The organism is Nocardioides sp. NPDC058538, from assembly GCF_042719275.1.
Taxonomy (GTDB): domain Bacteria; phylum Actinomycetota; class Actinomycetes; order Propionibacteriales; family Nocardioidaceae; genus Nocardioides.
On record NZ_JBHXNY010000002.1, the window covers coordinates 278,956 to 297,348 of the forward strand.

An 18,393-nucleotide genomic window follows, 5' to 3' on the forward strand; every position below is an offset into this window, starting at 1 on the left:
GGCGCCCTGGCGGCGCTGCGTGATGCGCAGATGGTCAGACCGCCTACGCGTTCGGGCTACGTCGCCGTGAGCTGTGTTTCCTCGATGTCGCCGATCTGCGTCCAACGCGTCGATGCCGCAGTGGGGGACTTATGCCGCGCTGCATGTGGGCTACGGCAAGTCGAGCCGGGGCAGTGCACCACGGCGGCGCGCGGTGCTGGCTGTCCCGGAGTTCGACTGGGTCATCGACGGTCTACGGCAATGGGTCGAACGGGCCCGTCCCCGGCTGGCTCCCGGGCAGCGGGGCGAGCTGTGGCTGACCGAGCGCGGACAGCGGGTGGCGCTCAAGACGATCGACCGCAGGTTCGCGTTGCTACGCGATGAAGCCGGCCTACCAGCGGACCTGACGTTGCATTGTTTGCGTCACTCCTACGTCACCTACCTGGTCGAGTTTGGCTACCCCGAGCGGTTCGTGACCGAGCAGGTCGGCCACTCCTACGCATCGACCACGGCGATCTACACGTCGGTGTCGAACGACTTCAAGACCAAGACCCTGCAGAGCGCGCTGGCACGGGTCTACCCAACCGTGCCGGGAACCGATGAGGATCCAAGGAAGGATCCGAAGAAAGATCTGGAGGAGGAGTGATGGCGGGCAACAAGATGGTGGCGCACTGGAACCTTCGCCAGGTCATGGCCGAGCGCGGGATGTTCGCCACGACTGACCTGGTCGAGCCGCTGCATCAGCGCGGGGTCGAGCTGTCGCGGCAGATGGTCCACCGGGTGGTGACCAAGGCGCCGCAGCCGATCAACATGGACCTGCTGGCTGCGTTGTGCGACATCTTGGACTGCACTCCCAACGATCTCATCGAGATGCGCGTAGTGGAGGCCGTGCGGCCGGCCGTGGTCAACGAGGCCGGTCCCGGGATCGGTGACCTGAGGCCGGTCCGGGTCAAGGTCCGTCGACCGGGTGAGTAATCCCAGGCAACCGGCCAACGAGGGCTGCTGGATCTGTGACAAGCAGACCAGTTGGCAGCGGTACGAGGTCCCACAGGGCGTACTGTGCCAAGGGTGCGGCCGGCGACAGCACTACCACCCGGCCCCGTTTCCGGTCTGTCGTGAGCGACGTCCCCTGGCGTGCCTTGAGGATGAGCTGGTCGTGTGCGCCGGATGTGCCGGGGGCGCCTTCGCCGTTCGCGTGCGCTGAGTGCGGGAGCGAGGAACACCTCTACGGCAGATTCCGGTGCGCCCGCTGCTTCCTGCGTGAACGCCTCACCGCGCACCTGAGCGACCCCGCGACAGGCGAGGTCAACGAGCAGTTGCGGCCCCTGTTCGACATGTTGATCAACTCCGATCGACCGCAGACCACGATCTGGTGGCTACGCAAGAAGCCCAGCGTCGGTGCCGACCCCTTGGGTCAGATGGCGAGGGGTGAGGTTGCGATCAGCCACGACACCTTCCGCACGCTGCCCCAGGACCGAGCACGTGGCTATCTGCGAAGCCTGCTCGCCGCGGCTGGAGTCCTCCAACCCTTCGACCCATACGTCGAAGGCATGGACGCCTGGCTCGAGGAGTTCCTGGGCGAGGTTCCCCAACACCACCGAGAACTCCTGCGGCGCTACGACCGCTGGCGCGTCCTGCGCGACATGCGACGAGCCGCGTCCGAGGGCGCCTGACCAGCAGCGTCGCCCACGGCGGCAGGCGTCGTGTCCGGGTCGCCGCGATGGTCCTGGCCTACTTCGACCAGCACAGGATGAGCGCAGCACAGGCAACGCAGGCACTCTTGGAGCGCTACATCACCGAGTCCGGGCTGGTGATCAGCGCCGAGCACGGGTTCATCGCCTGGCTGCGTGAGACCCGGATCAACACCAGCATCATGGTGCCAACCGCGAAGAAGCGGGCCGACCCGGAGATCAGCGTCGGAGACGATCACCGCTGGGTGATCGTCGAGCGGCTCCTGCACGACTCCAGCATCAAGCGCTACACCCGCAGCGGTGGCCTGTTCTTGCTGCTCTTTGCTCAGCCCTTGTCACGGATCGTGGCGATGAGAACCAGCTAGATCTACGACATCAAAGGCGTCTTGCACGTCACGTTCGCAACGATCCCCATCCCGATGCCGGCACCCCTGGACGCCCTGATCATCGAGCACCTCGGTGACCGCGGCATGAGCCTGCACGGCTCACGCGGTACGGGGTGGCTCTTCCCCGGCGGGCCGCGCGGGACGACACCTCAACACCGAGAACATCCGCGCCAGGCTCGTCGCGATCGGGATGAAGCCCTACGAAGGACGCAAGGCCACCCTGTTCCAGTTGGCAGCCGACATGCCCGCGCCGGTCCTGGGCGAACTCATCGGGATCAGCCACAACAACGCCGCCGACTGGGCACGCCTGGCCGCACGCGACTGGCGCAGCTACATCGCCGACTGGGACCGCTGAGCGCCGCTATTCGCCCCAACCGAATACGTCCCCTTCGCCAATTTAGGTCGTCATCGGTGCACGCCCGGTGACGCCTTCGAAGGTCGCCGGGTCCGCGAGATGGCGAATCAGGTAGTTCACCCACGCCTCCGTGTAGACGTACTGTCGAAAGGCCTGGTCCCAGACGCAGAACTGGCTCTTGGTGGCTTCAGGTTTGGCTGACGCGTTTGGAGGGCGGACCTCGTAGTGGCGCCACGCGCTCGTGTGATCGTTCACGCTGAAGCACTGTCCTAGACCAGTGGCCACTTTCGAGGACACCTCGGCAGGTTTCAGGTGTCCGAGGTTGGCGACAGGTACGTGCTTGTCTCGGATGATCGTTTGCACATGCTCCATCGCGGCTCTTTGGTCTGAGTCGAGCTCCTCTAGTTTCACGAAGGTCATTGCCGCATCGGCTTGCGTCTTCGGTCCGGTGTGGGGGATGAGGAAGACTCGGAAGTCGAACTGGGGTGCCGATGTGACGGCCGGGTCTAGCTTGGCGTCGAAGTCTTGAACCCAGTCGAGTACGCCGCGCGGAACTCGCTTCCGGAGACCCTTGACTGCAGCGACGGCGTCGCCTGTGAAGGTCGAGATGAAGATGGGAAACCGCAACTCCTCGCCAAGTCCTTCACGCTCCCCGAACCACTCGGCGAGCGTCGCCTCGTAGTTCAGTACGTACGCCTGGGTTCGACCTGAGACCAGACCGGCGATGTCCTTCTCGTACCGATGCTCGATGATGTTTCGGAGGCCGACGAAGAAGTCGAGGTTCGAGCGACGAGGGTCACCGGCTGGCAGAAGTTCGGCGGCTAGATCGTGCAAGGCTTTCATGGTCCAACCGCCATCTTTGTGGCGTACGCGGTGACCACGCTTGTTTCGCACGTAGGGGTCGCCCCGATCCTTCTCGACGTTGGCCTGCATCAGGCGCAGCCATCCCATCGACATATGGACGATGAAGGCTTCGAGTTGTCGTTCGTGACCGGAGCGGTTGTACAGGTCGATGGCGAGCAGGGCCTCCTTCTTGGAGGCCTGCAGTTGGTGCCACCATCTCGGACGGGGAGGCATAGGACAGCCCTATCACCCGAGACGCCCGCGTGCCCATGGAACGACGACGGCACCATCAATCTTGGAGGCGACGTCGGAAATGGCAACACACCTCGATATGGAGGTGACGTGCGTGACGGTATCGATGCGAGTGATGACGGCAGGTCATGGGTACCGGTACCTCCTGCGCAGCGTCGCGAGCGGGGACGGTGACCGATCATTGTCGACGCCGCTCAGCCGCTACGACGGCGAGGCGGGGACACCGCCAGGACGTTGGACAGGGCCCGGCCTGGCGGAATTTGGGGAAGGGCGCCTGAGTGAAGGCGGCCAGGTGACAGAGACGCAACTCGCGCTACTGATCGGGCGCGGTCGCGACCCGGTCACCGGAGAACAACTTGGCGGGGCCTACCCGGGGTACAAGCCGCTGCGTAAGCGAGTCGAGGAGCAAGTGCGCGGGCTCGCCCAGGACCTTGAAGCCACGGTGCGGGCAGAGGACACAGCTAGAGCCGAGGCCGAGGAGGCGATGGAGCGGCGGAGGTGACCGGTTGTAGGCTTCGACTTCACTTTCAGTGTGCCGAAGTCGGTTTCGGTGCTGTGGGCGGTGGCCGATGCGAACGTGCAGGAGGTCCTCGTCGCGGCGCACCATGCAGCGATGGCGGAGGTTCTGGACTTTCTGGAGCGCGAGGTCGCCGCGACCCGCACTGGCGTCGCTAACCGCGGCGGCGCGGTTGCTCAGGTCGAGGTCGCTGGCGTCGTCGCGGCGGCGTTCGACCACTGGGACTCTCGGGCCGGAGATCCGCAGCTCCACACCCACCTGGTGATCTCGAACAAGGTCAAGACGTTGCTCGACGATTGTTGGCGAAGCCTTGACGGGCGGCCGATACATCATGCGGTCACCGCGCTCTCGGCGTACTACAATTCCATCCTCGCCGACCGCCTGACCGGCACGCTCGGCCTTGCCTGGGAGAGGGGGCCCGACCGCAATCCACAGTGGGAGATCGCCGGTGTGCCAGACGCTCTGATCAATGAGTTCTCTGCACGTACAAGGGCCGTCGAGGACGAGAAGGAGCGCCTGATCGAGGGGTACTTCGCTGCCCATGGCCGCAGACCGAGGAACGCGAGGATAGTCGAGCTGCGTGCGCAGACCACGTTGGCGACAAGGCCGGAGAAGCAGGTTCGGCCACTCTCGGGTCTCACTGCTCAATGGCGCACAAGGGCGAGTGGCATCATCAGCGGCGATCCGACAGTGTGGGCACGCGACCTGCTCACGGGGCATGCCGAAGTCCTGGAACCTGCCCAGGTCCCCGAGGAGCTCATCGCGCAGCTCGGTCGGCGCGTCGTCGCAGAGGTGGGGAAGGTGCGTACGACATGGAGGCACTGGAACCTTTGGGCCGAGGCGTCGCGACAGACGATGGGCTGGCGCTTCGCCGCGGCGAGCGATCGCGAGTGGGTCGTCGCAAGGTGGTCGAAGCAGCAGCGCATGCGTCGCTGACCCTCACGCCTGCCGAGTTAGCGCCTAGCCCTCCGGAGTTCCGACGTGAGGACGGAACTTCGGTGTTCAGACCGAGGCACTCGGCGACGCCCCCCGGGGAGCTCCTGCGCGGCGAGGAACAGCAGCGGAAAGTACGCGCCCATATTCAGGGTGCCGAGCACGAGGCTCTTCCACCACCAGGAACCGCGCGGCAGTTGCCGGGCGATCAGGAGCGCGATCAGTCCCGCCGGGAGCGAGCGCATCATCGCCGCGAACAGCGGATGGCCCTCCGGCAGCATGCGCGTGGTCACGATGTAGGTCGTGACCCACACCATCGGAACGATCGCCGTCAGCGCCGTCCACCCCACGCGATTCGGAGTTTCCGCAGGCGCGCTTTGCGGCGCCGAGGCAGGAGTCGTGGTGGTCATGCATCGTCGGCCGATCCCGACCATGAATCCAACAAATTGTTGCCATACCAGAAGTGCACTGAGATCATAGACGTATGGAGTTGCAACAGATGCGGTACGTCGTCGCCATCGCCGAGGAGAAGAACTTCACCCGTGCGGCCGAGCGGTGCTTCGTGGTGCAGTCCTCGCTCAGCCACCAGATCAAAGCGCTCGAACACGAGCTCGGCGTGACGCTGTTTGCCCGCAATAGCCGCCGGGTCGAGCTCACCGCCGCCGGTGAAGCGTTCCTCGTCCAAGCGCGGGCGAGCCTCGAAGCCGCGGAGCGTGCTGTCTCGGATGCCGCGGCGGCGAACGGGCACATCCGCGGCACCTTGACCGTCGGTGTGATCCCTACCGTGACCACGATCGACGTTCCGGCTGCGCTCGGGCAGTTCCACCGCGCCCACCCGGCGGTTCGGATCAGGCTCAGGGGTGGCGGCAGTGACGAGTTCATGGCCGCGATCGGTACAGGCAGCATGGACGTCGCGATCCTCGGCCTTCCCGATAGCACGCCGCCGACAGGTGTGAGGACGCGAGTGCTTGCTAGGGAGCGCCTGGTCGCCGTCGTCTCTGCCGAGCACCCGCTCGCCGGGCGACGCAGGCTCCGCCTGGAGGACTTGGCAGATGAAGCGTTCGTCGACTTCCCGGAGGGTACGCCAGGGCGGGTGCCATCCGACCTGGCGTTCCAGGCCGCCGGTATCCATCGTGAAGTCACGTTTGAGGCGATGAGCACCGACCTCATCCTCGACTTGGTGCGTCAAGGCCTCGTCATCGCACTGCTCTCACCAGCCGTGATCCCGGTCGGCAGCCACGATCTCCGCACGATCCCGGTCACAGCAGGCCCGACCCGCGTCGAGTACCTGGCATGGAGCAGCTTCAACCCCGCACCGGCAGCACAGGCGTTCCTCGACAGTCTCACGCGACCTCCGGTCAAGTATGCCGCTGACTTTACCGCTGTCGCGGGTCAACCACCGCGGTCAAGCGCCACCGGCACAAGACCTTAGCCGCACCGTCTCACTCACATTTTCGCTCTTCTTCTGACTGCATCAGTGATGCACGTATTTTACGGCGGGGCCGTAGTGCGCACCTCTCCTGCAAGGACGACCTTGCGGGAGGCGGTGAGCGGCGTGAAAGGCGGCGTGCCCTTGTTCCGTGGCAGCGGTGCTGCCGCGCGCCGGTATGTCGTGGCCGACCGCTCCCAAGCGGACGAGTACTACGTCGGCGCAGACGACGCTGTGGCCGAGTACAGCGTTATCGACAGCGCAGGTGAAGTCACCACGGCGCGGTCGCTCAGCGCAGACGAGTCCGAGGGATGGGTGGACTGGGTCAACCCCGACACCGGCGAGTCGATGGGCACCCCGCGCAAGCCGGGCGAGGTGCGTAAGGGGTCGCCACTGTTCGCGGAGATGACGTTCAATGCCCCCAAGAGCCTGTCGGTCGCCGCCGCGCTCCACCCGGAAGTCTCAGAAGCGCTCGGACGCGGCGCAGCAGGACGCGGCGCGGGAGATTCAACGGTTCCACGGCCAGCATTCCGTCACGCTGGCGGGGCCGCGCGGAGCGCAGGAAGTCCTGCCCATCGAGCAGATGCAGACCGTCGCCATCACGCACAAGACCTCGCGTGCGGGTGATCCGCACCGGCATATCCACTTCCAGATCGGCACCAGAGTATGGGCAGGTGGGAAGCGGCGGGAGCTGACCACAGCGGCGCTGTTCCAGCAACAGGGCGCGATCCGTGCTCTCGGCACGGCTGTGATTGCTGCGCACCCGCAGCTCGCGCAGACGCTCACAGACCACGGCCTGACCCTCGACCCCGTGTCTGGCGAGGTGACCGAGTTGGAGCCGTTCAATGCCGTCATGTCGAAGCGATCGTCGCAGATCAGACGCAACTTGGAACGCATGGAGACCGAGTGGGAGGCGAAGCATCCGGGCGAGACACCTGGCCCGGTGCTGACGGCGAGGATGCAGGACGCGGCATGGGCCTTCCAGCGGCCTGGGAAGAAGCCCGCCGACCTCGAAGATGAGCAGTGGTGGCGGCAGGAACTCCGAGAGGCCGGCTACGAAGCCGACCAGTTGCAGCGACCCGACGATGTTGCGACGGCATCGCTGGACGACCTCTCGGTGCAGCAGGTGGCGAGTCGTGCGCTGGATCGCTGTGCTGCTGTTGCATCGACGTGGACCTCGCACAGCGTGCGAGAGCACCTCACCCGCATCACCACCGAGGCAGGGGTGCAAGCGACCCCGGCGGACTTGCACGAGTTGATCGACCTCGCAACCGGGGTGGCAACTGGTGATTGCTTCTCGGTGCTGCCGCCGGGCATGGTGCAACCCGAGCACGTCGCCGATCTCACCAGTCTTGGCGTGGTCGCTGCCCAGGCTGCCTTGCGTGACCGCCTCGCTGCCGCTGCGCCGGGGCGGGAGCCGGAGCATCCCGACGTGGCCGACGCCGCGCAAGCAGCCGGGCTCGACGCTGGGCAGACCATCGCCGCCACCGCGGTCGCTTCGACCGATCCGCTGGTGATCGTGGAGGGCGCGGCTGGTGCGGGCAAGACCACCATGCTCGGCGTCGCTATCGAGGTTGCACGAGAACAGGGGCGAGCCTCACGGATGATTGCGCCGACGTTGCGAGCGGCGCAGGTCGCGCATGAAGAACTCGGCGTACCGGCAACTTCGGTCGCCGCGCTCGTCTATGCGCATGGGTGGCGATGGAACGAGGACGGCGTATGGACACGCCTCGCAATCTGGTCCGCCAGCCGATCCAGGCTGCCCAATGGCGCGACGAGATCGCCACTGTCGCGGCGTACCGGGGATCGCTACGACATCGCCAGCGAGCAGGCCATCGAACGTCGGGTCCGCTCCGCGGCTGAACGTGCAGACGCTCAGCACGCCCGCGCAGCGCTGAGGGCCCGAGCAGCGAGTGTGCATCCGGCGCACACTGAGCGACGGTTCTTTACGGATCCGCAGTATGACTGTCAGTCGACGTTGCATGACGCTAGGCCCCTCAGGTACCGATCCGCAGCACACCCTCGATAGAAGGACCAGGATGTCGCCTACCAAGATTGCCATCGTCTACTACTCGGCTACCGGCACCCTTCACGCTATGGCTGAACGGCTGGCGAGTTCTGCGCGCGCTGCGGGTGCGGAGGTGCGGCTGCGTCAGGTCGCAGAATTGGCACCTAAGGATGCGATCGCCACCAACCAGGCATGGCAAGACCACGTAGAGGCATCGGGACACATTGAACCCGCCTCCCCAGATGACGTGATCTGGGCAGATGGTGTTCTGCTCGGTACCCCGTCACGCTTCGGTAACGTGGCCAGCCAGCTGAAGCAGTTCCTGGACACTCTGGGACCGGCATGGTCGAACGGTGAGCTAGCGAACAAGGCGTACGCCGGATTTACCGCCAGCCAAACGGCTCATGGTGGGCAGGAGTCGACGCTGCTTGCGCTCTACAACAGCGTGTATCACTTCGGGGGGATCCTCGTTCCGCCCGGCTACACCGATGAAGTGAAGTTCACCGACGGAAACCCGTATGGGGTGTCCCACGTGACCGGTGGGTCTAACGACGTGCCACTCGGAACCGCCGAAGTCGCGGCGCTCTCGCATCTAGCTGAGCGCATTGTCGATGTGGCATCACGACTTCGGGTCGCCTGACAGTCGAGGCGAACCTAGGGACGTCGTCCTGGGCCAGCGCTCAACGCAACCAGATCGATCCTGTGATGGTGGAAGCGAAAGCCCGTCCGCGTATGCGAGCAGGCCATCCCGCCGACCCATTGCTGTATGTCCGCGCGGATCCGGTTCGGTATCCGGCACACACCCCGGGGCTTCGCGTGGAGTCTGCCCGCCGTCGACGAAGAAGGTGCTTTCATGACCCGTACGCAATTGCCGATCCGCCGCAGCGTGTCGGTCGGGACTGCGCGGTCCTATTGGATGCGGGACGCGCTCAGCCTCGAGACGGCGCAGGCCGATCCGGGCACCACGCTGACGGCTAGCCTTCGCGCTGACGTGTGCATAGTCGGAGGCGGTTTCACCGGCATGTGGACGGCGATCGAGCTGAAGCAACGCGAGCCGAGCCTCGACATCGTGCTCATAGAAGCCGACCTGTGTGGTTCTGGCGCCAGTGGGACGAACGCGGGAATGCTGATGAACCTCTGGCCCAAGATGCCGGCTCTTCTGAAGGCAGGAGGACCGACGGAGGGACTCGATGTGGCGCGCGCCTCCGTCGAGGCTATCGACTACATCCGACGTTTCTGCGTCGAGAATCGTATTGATGTGCAATGGGAGCCGAATGGTTGGCTGTGGGCGTCGAACAACCCCAGCCAGGACGGCGTTTGGGATGAGACGCTGGCGGCTTCCGTCGACCAGGCGGGGTCGCCTTTCGAAGAGATCGACTCGGTCACTGCTACTGCTCTCGCTGGCACTGCGGTTCGCGGAGGAATCCTAGACTCGACGTGTGTCGGTCTAAACCCAGCCAGACTGGCCCGAGGCCTTCTTCGGGTCGTTCGATCACTCGGTGTGATGGTGTTCGAGCACAGCCCGATGACATCCATCGATTCTGGAGGCGTTACGAACGTCGTGCGCACCCAGCGAGGGTCGGTGAGCGCAGACGCAGTTGTCCTGGCGATCAACGCTTGGTGCAGCGAGTTCCCTGAGGTGCGTAAGCACCTGGTCATGACGGCATCAGACAACGCGGTCGTTCGACCGCCGTCGGGGTGGGCCGAAAGCCAACGTACCAACGTCTCCGACGGCGGTCGACTGCTCGACTACTGGCGGTCGCTGGCGGACGGCAACTTCCTGTTTGGCAAGGCGGGGCTCGGTCTGGGCTGGGGTGCACGCGGGGCAAGCAGCCTCTTCAAGCCGATCCCGCGGCCCGGGCGTTTGCTCGACCAGATGGTTCGTACCGTTCCAGCGATGGCCGGTTCCCATGTCGTCTCGACGTGGCGTGCTCCGGTGGAGTACTCAGTCTCCTCCCTGCCGTTCTTCGGGGAACTGCGAAGCCACCCTGGGGTCTACTTCGGAACTGGATACTCGGGAGATGGCGTGGGTCCCTCAGTTCTTGGCGGTCAGATTCTGGCAAGTCTTGCGTTGAGGTCTAACGACCATCTTGCCTCGTCCTTCCTGACTCGATTGCCTTCTGGTCGCGGACTTCCTCCCGAACCGATCCGCTTCCTAGGTGGCCAACTGGTGAAGACCGCCCTGATTCGGCAAGACCGCGCCCATGATCTTGGGCGACGCGTCGATCCGCTGACTGCCCTTCTGACCCGAGTCGACCCAACCTCGTTCGTCGGGTGAGACCGAAAGCTTGCCGAGACGCCACGACCCAGGTGTGGGTCATATCGATTGACGCAGTCCGGTCAGTGGAGCATCGGGAACGTGACATGTGGAGGAGAAGGGGATGAATAACTTCTGGGATCCGGCTGCGAGCGTGGCCTCCCCAGCAGACCTGGCAGAACGGTTGTGCGCGACGGGGTATCTGTGTGATGAGACGCTTGCGACGGTGGGGTTCCTAGGGTTGCGGATGCAGAGGCCGTTACTGCTGGAGGGTGAGCCCGGTACCGGGAAGACGGCGTTCGCGGAAGGGCTGGCGGAGGCGCTGGAACTGCCGATGATCCGACTGCAGTGCTATGAGGGGATCGACGCGAGCCAGGCGCTCTACGACTGGGACTTCCCTCGACAGATCCTGCACCTACGAGCGCTGGAAAGCACTCGCGTAGCTACCGTCGAGCGAGCCGCCGACGAGGTGGAGAAGAGCCTTTTCGATGAGCGGTTCCTGCTCGCGAGGCCGCTGCTCAGGGCTCTGCGTGAGGCCCCCGCGGTGCTGCTCATCGACGAGATCGACCGGGCCGACGACGAGTTCGAAGCGCTCCTGCTCGAGGTGCTGTCCGCGTACCAAGTCAGCGTCCCGGAGCTGGGCACGATTACCGCAGTGACCCCGCCGGTCGTGGTGCTCACCTCCAACCGCACACGAGAGTTGCACGACGCGCTCAAAAGACGTTGTCTTTACCACTGGATCGAACACCCCACTCTGTCCCGGGAGGTTTCAATCGTCCGGTCCCGGGCTCCGGAGGTCTCGGAGAAGCTCGCCACGCAGGTGGTCAACTTGGTGCAGCAGCTGCGCAGTCAGGAGAGCTTGGTCAAGCCACCCGGAGTTGCCGAAACCCTTGACTGGGCCCGCGCACTGGACCGGTTGGGCACCTCCGAGGTCGACCTCGAGAGTGCGGCGGTCACTCTCGGTGCTGTCGTGAAGTATCACGAGGACACGGCGCAAGTCCGGGACGCCCTCGCCCGGATTTTCGCCAGCTGAGAACTGCCATGGAGCCGGCAATCCACCACGAGGCGGACGAGTTGCTCCTGGGATTCACCCGGGCACTCCGCTCCGCTGGCATTGGGGTCACCTCGGACAGAGCCCAGATGTTTTTGCGCGCCACCGCGCTGTTGGGCGCAGAGGACTCTCGATCGGCTTACTGGGCCGGCCGGTCCACGTTGTGCGCCGGGATCGATGACGTCGATGTGTACGACCGCGTCTTCGACGCCTGGTTCACGGGCGACAAACGCCCGATCACTGGGCAGGAGCCTCCCGACCTTCTCCCACCGCTCTTAGCCAATGCCGAGGACCTCGGCAGGGACCAAGATGGCGGTGCGGCCGACGACGAGCAGCGGCTAGCCCTAGTGAGCGACACCGAGGTGCTGCGGCATAGAGACATCGGCACCATGGACCCGGCTGAGAAAGCGCGCCTGGCCGTGCTGTTCGGCGCGCTGCGGCCGCGGCCCCCCCGACGTACCGCCAACCGGTGGACGGCCTGGCACCGCGGTCACGTCGATGCGCGGCGGACGTTGCGGGCGATGCGTGCGACGATGGGCGAGCCTGTCCCGATCAGGTGGCGCAACCGACGCGATCGGCCACGTCGGGTGGTGCTGCTGATCGACGTGTCCGGTTCTATGCATCCATATGCTGATGCGCTGCTTCGGCTCGCGCACACCTTCGTCTGCGGGGCGCGGAAACGGGCCGCCCACGAGAGTGGGGTAGAGGTGTTCACCGTCGGTACCCGACTGACCCGCGTGACCAGAGCCATGCGGCTACGGGATCCTGATCAGGCAATCCTGGCTGCCGGCCAGGCGGTTCCCGACTGGTCCGGCGGCACCCGGTTGGGCGACACGCTGAAGGTGTTTCTTGATCGGTGGGGCCAACGTGGCATCGCACGCGCGGCGGTCGTGGTCTTGGTCAGCGACGGTTGGGAGCGCGGGGGCACAGACGTGCTGGCCGAACAGATGCAGCGACTGCAGCGCCTCGCACACAGGGTGATTTGGATGAACCCGCACCGTGGGAAGGAGGCATACCAGCCCGTGCAATCAGGCATCGTGGCCGCCCTTCCCTACATTGACGACTTCGTCGCCGGACACTCGATTGCCACCTTCGCGAACCTGGTCGAGGTCGTCGCCCGCGCATGATGTCCTACCTACGCCGCGGGATTCCTCGTGAGCCGGCGTGAGGGTTACCGCGCCGGCCGGGGGGCCTGTCGGGAGGGCTTGGGATTCGGATCAAGTCTCAGTGGGCGAGGGGTCGGTAGAGCTCGACCGTTGGGACAGCGTACGCGCCGAAGTGGAGCTCGTTTCGGCAGGTGGCGGTGGAGTGTCGGACTGACGACGATCGGGGTTCCTCAACCTTCGGATGGTGACAGGCGTCACCATGAATTCGTCTGATACGTGCAACGACGATCCGGTGTCGGGTTCGCGAAGATGTGCTCCAGTCAAACGAGAGGATGAAGCATGGTGGAGAATGTTGACGTCGCCGTAGTAGGGGCGGGTTTCGCTGGCCTTCGGGCGGCCCGTGATCTGAACGAGGCTGGCCGATCTGTGGTGCTGCTCGAAGCAGCGGATCGGGTGGGTGGCCGTGCATACAGCAGGGAGTCGGCCACCGACCCGGGAACCGTCGTGGAGGTGGGCGGCGCCTACTTCCACCGGCACCACCACGGTCGGCTGGCAGCTGAAGTGGACCGCTACGGCGTCGCGACACAGCCGGCTGCGCCGTTCACCGTCTTCCGGAATCGCCTGGGCCCAGGGGATCACAACTCTGCCTTCCCGATCCCCGTAGGAGAAGCTGTCGAGGCAGAGCGCGTGCTCTATACCCTGATCAGGGACGCACATCGCATTGACCTCACGGCGGGGCTGGAGAACCAGAGTCTCGAGGACCTCGACATCTCGGCCAGGGACTACCTGGATAAGTTGGACATGCCTCAAGTCACCGGTCAGCTGTTGCGATCCTGGGTGTGGAACATGATGGGGCAGCGTCTGGAGGATGCTTCTGCATTGTGGATGCTGCAGTTCATCGCCTCGCACGGCTACTCCGTCCTGGGGATCGTCCTCTCACTCGATGAGGTGATGTCGGAGGGCACCGGAACGCTGACCTACGCGATGGCGAACGAAGTGGCTGACTTGCGCCTCGAACAGCCTGTTTCGGGACTTCGTCAGGACGCCGTCGGTGTCGACTTGGCGTATGGCGCGGATCGGCTCCTCCGGGCGGAGCACGTGGTGGTCGCGGCACCTCTCAACGCTATGGCCGCACTGCGGCTTGACCCACCCCTGTCTGGCCACCGTGCCGAAGTCGTCGCGGAAGGTCACGGTGGTCGAGGTCTCAAGTTGTTGATTCAGGTGAAGGGCGTCCCCGCCGGCATCTCGTGCACGGGAGACGGTATCTTCCCGACGCTCTACGACTACCTGCCGTCGTCCGACGGGGGCCGCATCCTTGTCGCCTTCACGGACCGGGACTCCTTTGACCCACGAGACGATGCGGCGATCGAGGCTGCAGTTCACCATTACCTTCCTGACGCGGTAGTCGTCGGAACCGACTACCATGACTGGACTGAAGACCCCTACGTATGTGCCCCTTGGGTGGCGCCACGCATCGGACAGGTGACGCGGGCTCACAAGGTCCTCAGTGAACAACACGGCCGTATCCACTTCGCGGGGTCTGACGTCTCCCTATTCTTCCCGGGTTACATCGAAGGAGCGCTCGAGACTGCTGATCGGGTAGTCGCGGAGGTACAAGGGCATACTGCCTGACGCCTCAGAAGTCAGCTCAACCCCTGAATCCTGAAATCTTGCTGGACCGCATGGCGCTGCAGCACGCGATGTGAGCAAGCCGGACCGTGTCGTGCTACAGGCCTTGTAGGCCGGGCGTCATTCAACTGATGGAGGAGGCCCAGACTTTGACGGTGACTTCAGTCGAGATCCAAACTGCCTCCTCCAGCCCTGGTCTCCAGATAAAGACGGAGACCAGGGCTGCGGCGAACCCCAAGCACTATGGCATGTCACTCTCCTATGGCGCTCTTGACCGCATGAGTTGCGGTGACGTAGTCAGATGGGGTTGGTAACCTGCAGGTTTGCCAGCGTGGGTGGCGGGTGCGGGGCCCTGAGGGGCTTGATGGAAGGTTTCTAACCAACCATCTGAAGCCTCTGCCACGTCCGCCGTGTCATCTTCGACCACGTCCGCCCCTGCCGACATCCGAGTTCGCGCAAGTCGCACTCGCCGGATGTTCTGGGCCCGATGGTGGCCCAGGGGTCGCGGGTTCACCGAATCGTTGAATGGGGCGCCGATGCCGGCGCGGGCGAGCTGGTCGTCAGCCGCGGAGGATTCGGTGTCATAGGAGGTCGACCCCGGTGCGTCCCTACATCTGCCTTCTGATGAGTTTCGTCCTGTTATAGACATCCTCGGTACGCCCGTCGGGGAACGGCATCGTCACCGCGGCGCTCGGCGCCGTCGGTCGGGACACCTGCCAAGCTCCGCTTGGCGGCCGCGACACGTCCGCTGGCTCCCGCGATCGAATGCACGAGAAGTCGGCACTCGTGGTCGCCGGCGGCATCGAGTACTGAGCGCACTACTGGCTCCCACCGGGCCCCTGGTGCGTAGGGAAGAATCGCGCTGTTCGCTCGGTAGCTTCTCGGTGTGCTGCGTTCGGGCTGAGACAGAGCGGCGACATCCAAGCTCCTTCGTGATCAAAGGGCACCCGATCGCGGGTCGACCGGCTCACGTCAGGGTGATCCGCGAGCGAGCGGGAAACCGTCGCCCCCCGACACCATGCCGCACGTGAGACGTCGCTCAGCGCCACCTGGTGCACCATCGTTCGCCGTCCATCTCGACTGGACCCTTGACGACGAGTCCAATCCAGGCCTACCTTAGCGGCGCGCCTCCGGATACGTTACCGGTAACGTATCCGGTAACGCTTCCAAGCCAATGCACATCAACTCGACGATGAGGGTTTCCATGTCCGCTCCTTCAGCCGCGCCCAACGCGGTAGCCACTCCCCGGCCCGTCCGCCCGACATTCATCGCGGTCTACGCGCTGGCCATGTTCGGCATTTGGATGTCGATCATGCTGCCTGCCTCGGTGACGCTCGCTCTCCGCATCTCGCAGATCGATCCCGATGGAAAGACGGCTAGCTACTCAATCGCCGCCGGCATCGGGACCTTGGTCGCCGTGATCGCCAACCCACTGTTCGGCCGACTCAGCGACCGCACGCGCAGCCGCTTCGGGCGGCGTCGCCCTTGGATCGTGGTCGGTCTGGCAGGCACGATCGTCGGAGCGGCGATCATCGGTCTGAGCAGCTCGTTCCCTCTTCTCCTGCTTGGCTGGGTCATCATGCAGGCCTTCGTGAACGCTGCGATTGCCGCCGTTCTCGGGATCGTGCCCGATCGGGTTCCGGAGAATCAGCAGGGTCTTGTGGGCGCTCTGAGTGGTACCGCTTCCTCGGCGGCCCTCCTCGTCGGCGTGCTCTTCGTACAGTGGTTCCCGGAGAACGTGCTCGCCCAGTTCGGTCTGCCGGTGATGATCGCGGTGCTGTTCGCGGTCGTGCTGATGGCTATGTTCCGCGAGGACGCCCCTGCCCCGAGCGACATCGCGCCGTTCAGCCTCAAAGAGTTCTTCGGCAGCTTTTATATCGATCCTCGACGTTCTCCCGACTTTGCCAAGCTTCTGGTTGCATTGTTTCTGATGAGTTGCGGGACCGGCGTCATCGCCACTTACGCCGTATACCTCCTACAGGACCAAATTCTGCCGCCTGATTCGGAGCTCCCCGATCTCATCACACTTTCCTTCGTGATTCCGGGTGCCATCGCATTTATCACCGCGCCCCTTGCTGGCATGGTCAATGACCGCTTCGGTCGACGAAAGCCGGTGCTTGGTATGGCCGCGCTGCTCATCGTCACCGGCCTCCTGGTACTCGCGTTCGCGACAACCGTTCCGATGTTCCTGGTGGGTTTATCGCTTGTCGCTGGCATCGGCACCGGTTTCGTCTATGGCAGTTACATCGGTTTCGCCGTCGCGACGATGAATGATCCCAACACGGCCGCTCGCGACCTGGGGGTGACAAACATCGCCATCACCCTGCCGTACTCGATCATGCCATTCATCGCACCGTTGCTGCTCGGCATTGGCGGCGGAACGAACTACCCGGCACTGCTGATCTTCAGTGCCCTGCTCACTCTTCTGGGAATCGCGCCGATGCTGCTCATCCGCTCGACTCGCTGACCAACCCGCTTCGAAGGAGAATCCATATGGATGGCTACCGCGATCCTGCGCTGCCGGTCGAGCACCGTGTCGAGGACCTGCTGCGCCGGATGACAATCGCCGAGAAGGCGGCCATGATGGTTCACCCGTCTACCTCGCCAGCCGCCGAGGGACTCACTGAGGCCGATGTCCTGGCCAGCGCATCGCACCACGCTGGCACGATTGGGATCACGCACTTCAATGTGCTCGGGGGTGAGGACAGTTCGGCTGTTGCCGCCTGGCATAACACACTTCAGGAAATCGCAGAAAGCACGCGGCTGGGAATTCCGATCACACTGTCGACAGATCCGCGGCATGGATTTCGTAGCAACCTGTTCACGGGGCAGTCGATGGACAGCCTCTCCCGCTGGCCGGATTATCCCGGCATCGCAGCTTCAGGCGGTCTTGGAGTCGTTCGCGCCTTTGGTGACACCATGCGCCAGGAACTGCGCGCGATGGGAGTTCGCGTGCTCCTCGGTCCGATGGCCGACATCTTCAGCGAGCCGCGGTGGTCGCGTGGGTCGGGGACATTTGGAGAGGACCCGGATCGCGTCGCTGAGCTGTCCGTCGCGTTCATCGAGGCCCTTCGCGGCGGGCGCGCGCTCGGCCCCGATTCGGTCGCCGCGGTCGTGAAGCATTTCCCCGGGGGCGGCCCTCAGCTCAAGGGCGATGACGCTCACGATCCACGCTTCCCTGAGCAGGTGTACCCCGGCGAGATGCAGGGACTGCATCTACGTCCCTTCGAGCGCGCATTCGCCGGCGGCGCCACACAGGTAATGACCTACTACGGCAAACCAGTCGGCACCGAGTGGCCAGAGGTGGGCTTTGCATTCAATGAGCCCGTCGTCCGAGATCTCCTCCGTCGGAAGCTCGGCTTCGACGGGATCGTCGTGACCGACTGGAACGTGCTCGAGCCTGAGTCGATCGGCGGGCTACGGTTCGGACCGAACGGATGGGGTCTCGAGCACCTCACTCCGGTGGAGCGCGCGGCAATCGCGATCGATGTGGGCGTGGACCAGTTCGGCGGCGAGCGGAACCCTGCTCTGATCGAGGAACTCGTAGAAACCGGTCGGATCGCCGAGTCACGGATCGACGAGTCGGTTCGTCGACTGCTGAAGGAGAAGTTCCGGCTCGGGGTCTTCGAGAGCCGTCGGGTCGACGTTGAGCACGCTCGCGCAGTCTGCGGATCCGCTGAGTTCGCAACTCGAGCGGTACGCGCCCAGGAGCAGTCCTTGGTTCTGGCGTCCGACAATGCCCCCCTCCTTCATCTCGACGCTAGAGTGATGCTGGAAGGCGTCGAACCGCAGGCTGCGATCGCCTCCGGTCTAACCCCCGTCGGCGGCCTCAGCGAAGCAGATGCGGTCGTGGTGCGCCTAGCCTCGGTCTTTCATCGAGGTGATGACGCCGTGGATCTGGCCGCGTGATTCTCGATGGGGTGGGCGGTCTCGACTTCAGGGGTGCATGAGCGGCCG

At 64.6% G+C, this 18,393-nt stretch carries 16 protein-coding genes and 2 pseudogenes; 16 read left to right on the top strand and 2 right to left on the bottom strand.

Features of this window, described 5'->3' with window-relative positions; translation table 11 throughout:
• Window positions 1-112 precede the first annotated feature (112 nt).
• The 5 genes from ACFWQC_RS03315 to ACFWQC_RS03335 all read left to right on the top strand — a co-directional run bounded on the left by ACFWQC_RS03315 (window position 113) and on the right by ACFWQC_RS03335 (window position 2,411).
• Window positions 113-625 (top strand): tyrosine-type recombinase/integrase, encoded by a 513-nt coding sequence (locus ACFWQC_RS03315; RefSeq protein WP_378673031.1) that lies wholly within the window; start codon window positions 113-115, stop codon window positions 623-625.
• Window positions 625-954 carry a helix-turn-helix domain-containing protein gene (locus ACFWQC_RS03320; RefSeq protein ID WP_378673033.1) on the top strand — a complete coding sequence of 110 codons (330 nt, stop codon included), beginning with the start codon at window positions 625-627 and terminating at the stop codon, window positions 952-954. The genes ACFWQC_RS03315 and ACFWQC_RS03320 overlap by 1 nt, the downstream gene beginning before the upstream one ends.
• Window positions 955-1,313: 359 nt before the next feature.
• The gene (locus ACFWQC_RS03325; RefSeq protein WP_378673036.1) at window positions 1,314-1,652 is read left to right on the top strand and encodes a hypothetical protein; all 339 of its coding nucleotides are present in this window, start codon (window positions 1,314-1,316) and stop codon (window positions 1,650-1,652) included.
• Between the two features lie 77 nt (window positions 1,653-1,729).
• Window positions 1,730-2,035, top strand: a complete 306-nt coding sequence (locus tag ACFWQC_RS03330; RefSeq protein WP_378673038.1) for a hypothetical protein — start codon at window positions 1,730-1,732, stop codon at window positions 2,033-2,035.
• A 211-nt stretch (window positions 2,036-2,246) separates the two neighbouring features.
• Window positions 2,247-2,411: a hypothetical protein gene (locus ACFWQC_RS03335; RefSeq protein WP_378673041.1), complete on the top strand. Its 165-nt coding sequence runs from the start codon at window positions 2,247-2,249 to the stop codon at window positions 2,409-2,411.
• A gap of 42 nt (window positions 2,412-2,453) precedes the next feature.
• Here the strand turns inward: ACFWQC_RS03335 and ACFWQC_RS03340 are convergent, their stop codons facing one another.
• On the bottom strand, window positions 2,454-3,488 hold the full coding sequence (locus tag ACFWQC_RS03340; RefSeq protein ID WP_378673044.1) for a DUF3644 domain-containing protein: 1,035 nt from the start codon (window positions 3,486-3,488) through the stop codon (window positions 2,454-2,456).
• 133 nt (window positions 3,489-3,621) lie between these two features.
• Here ACFWQC_RS03340 and mobF point away from each other — a divergent pair.
• A pseudogene (gene mobF / locus ACFWQC_RS03345) lies at window positions 3,622-4,959 on the top strand (MobF family relaxase).
• A gap of 17 nt (window positions 4,960-4,976) precedes the next feature.
• Here the strand turns inward: mobF and ACFWQC_RS03350 are convergent.
• A complete protein-coding gene (locus tag ACFWQC_RS03350; protein ID WP_378673047.1) occupies window positions 4,977-5,366 on the bottom strand; it encodes a DMT family transporter in 390 nt (129 codons plus the stop codon).
• A 74-nt stretch (window positions 5,367-5,440) separates the two neighbouring features.
• Here ACFWQC_RS03350 and ACFWQC_RS03355 point away from each other — a divergent pair, with 74 nt between their 5' ends.
• The 10 genes and pseudogenes from ACFWQC_RS03355 (at window position 5,441) to ACFWQC_RS03400 (ending at window position 18,345) form a co-directional block, all read left to right on the top strand.
• Window positions 5,441-6,388, top strand: a complete 948-nt coding sequence (locus tag ACFWQC_RS03355; RefSeq protein WP_378673050.1) for a LysR family transcriptional regulator — start codon at window positions 5,441-5,443, stop codon at window positions 6,386-6,388.
• Window positions 6,389-6,436: 48 nt separating this feature from the next.
• Window positions 6,437-6,790 (top strand): annotated as a pseudogene (locus ACFWQC_RS03360) (hypothetical protein); the annotation flags it as partial.
• Window positions 6,791-6,800: 10 nt separating this feature from the next.
• Window positions 6,801-8,414 carry a relaxase domain-containing protein gene (locus ACFWQC_RS03365; protein WP_378673053.1) on the top strand — a complete coding sequence of 538 codons (1,614 nt, stop codon included), beginning with the start codon at window positions 6,801-6,803 and terminating at the stop codon, window positions 8,412-8,414.
• A gap of 10 nt (window positions 8,415-8,424) precedes the next feature.
• A complete protein-coding gene (wrbA, locus tag ACFWQC_RS03370; protein WP_378673056.1) occupies window positions 8,425-9,033 on the top strand; it encodes an NAD(P)H:quinone oxidoreductase in 609 nt (202 codons plus the stop codon).
• 213 nt (window positions 9,034-9,246) lie between these two features.
• Window positions 9,247-10,671 carry an NAD(P)/FAD-dependent oxidoreductase gene (locus tag ACFWQC_RS03375; RefSeq protein ID WP_378673059.1) on the top strand — a complete coding sequence of 475 codons (1,425 nt, stop codon included), beginning with the start codon at window positions 9,247-9,249 and terminating at the stop codon, window positions 10,669-10,671.
• 103 nt (window positions 10,672-10,774) lie between these two features.
• Window positions 10,775-11,683 (top strand): AAA family ATPase, encoded by a 909-nt coding sequence (locus ACFWQC_RS03380; protein ID WP_378673062.1) that lies wholly within the window; start codon window positions 10,775-10,777, stop codon window positions 11,681-11,683.
• A gap of 8 nt (window positions 11,684-11,691) precedes the next feature.
• Complete coding sequence (locus ACFWQC_RS03385) at window positions 11,692-12,828, top strand: VWA domain-containing protein (protein ID WP_378673064.1); 1,137 nt, start codon at window positions 11,692-11,694, stop codon at window positions 12,826-12,828.
• A 318-nt stretch (window positions 12,829-13,146) separates the two neighbouring features.
• A complete protein-coding gene (locus ACFWQC_RS03390; protein WP_378673067.1) occupies window positions 13,147-14,439 on the top strand; it encodes a flavin monoamine oxidase family protein in 1,293 nt (430 codons plus the stop codon).
• Between the two features lie 1,201 nt (window positions 14,440-15,640).
• On the top strand, window positions 15,641-16,903 hold the full coding sequence (locus tag ACFWQC_RS03395; protein ID WP_378673069.1) for an MFS transporter: 1,263 nt from the start codon (window positions 15,641-15,643) through the stop codon (window positions 16,901-16,903).
• Window positions 16,904-16,929: 26 nt separating this feature from the next.
• Window positions 16,930-18,345: a glycoside hydrolase family 3 protein gene (locus ACFWQC_RS03400; RefSeq protein ID WP_378673072.1), complete on the top strand. Its 1,416-nt coding sequence runs from the start codon at window positions 16,930-16,932 to the stop codon at window positions 18,343-18,345.
• The last annotated feature ends 48 nt before the right edge of the window (window positions 18,346-18,393 follow it).

Excerpts from the sequence above, each read along its gene's own strand:
- ACFWQC_RS03315 (WP_378673031.1), top strand. The coding sequence starts at position 113 with ATGCCGCAGTGGGGGACTTATGCCGCGCTGCATGTGGGCTACGGCAAG.
- ACFWQC_RS03320 (WP_378673033.1), top strand. The coding sequence starts at position 625 with ATGGCGGGCAACAAGATGGTGGCGCACTGGAACCTTCGCCAGGTCATG.
- ACFWQC_RS03325 (WP_378673036.1), top strand. The coding sequence starts at position 1,314 with ATGTTGATCAACTCCGATCGACCGCAGACCACGATCTGGTGGCTACGC.
- ACFWQC_RS03330 (WP_378673038.1), top strand. The coding sequence starts at position 1,730 with ATGAGCGCAGCACAGGCAACGCAGGCACTCTTGGAGCGCTACATCACC.
- ACFWQC_RS03335 (WP_378673041.1), top strand. The coding sequence starts at position 2,247 with ATGAAGCCCTACGAAGGACGCAAGGCCACCCTGTTCCAGTTGGCAGCC.
- ACFWQC_RS03340 (WP_378673044.1), bottom strand. The coding sequence starts at position 3,488 with ATGCCTCCCCGTCCGAGATGGTGGCACCAACTGCAGGCCTCCAAGAAG.
- ACFWQC_RS03350 (WP_378673047.1), bottom strand. The coding sequence starts at position 5,366 with ATGACCACCACGACTCCTGCCTCGGCGCCGCAAAGCGCGCCTGCGGAA.
- ACFWQC_RS03355 (WP_378673050.1), top strand. The coding sequence starts at position 5,441 with ATGGAGTTGCAACAGATGCGGTACGTCGTCGCCATCGCCGAGGAGAAG.
- ACFWQC_RS03365 (WP_378673053.1), top strand. The coding sequence starts at position 6,801 with ATGCCCCCAAGAGCCTGTCGGTCGCCGCCGCGCTCCACCCGGAAGTCT.
- wrbA (WP_378673056.1), top strand. The coding sequence starts at position 8,425 with ATGTCGCCTACCAAGATTGCCATCGTCTACTACTCGGCTACCGGCACC.
- ACFWQC_RS03375 (WP_378673059.1), top strand. The coding sequence starts at position 9,247 with ATGACCCGTACGCAATTGCCGATCCGCCGCAGCGTGTCGGTCGGGACT.
- ACFWQC_RS03380 (WP_378673062.1), top strand. The coding sequence starts at position 10,775 with ATGAATAACTTCTGGGATCCGGCTGCGAGCGTGGCCTCCCCAGCAGAC.
- ACFWQC_RS03385 (WP_378673064.1), top strand. The coding sequence starts at position 11,692 with ATGGAGCCGGCAATCCACCACGAGGCGGACGAGTTGCTCCTGGGATTC.
- ACFWQC_RS03390 (WP_378673067.1), top strand. The coding sequence starts at position 13,147 with ATGGTGGAGAATGTTGACGTCGCCGTAGTAGGGGCGGGTTTCGCTGGC.
- ACFWQC_RS03395 (WP_378673069.1), top strand. The coding sequence starts at position 15,641 with ATGTCCGCTCCTTCAGCCGCGCCCAACGCGGTAGCCACTCCCCGGCCC.
- ACFWQC_RS03400 (WP_378673072.1), top strand. The coding sequence starts at position 16,930 with ATGGATGGCTACCGCGATCCTGCGCTGCCGGTCGAGCACCGTGTCGAG.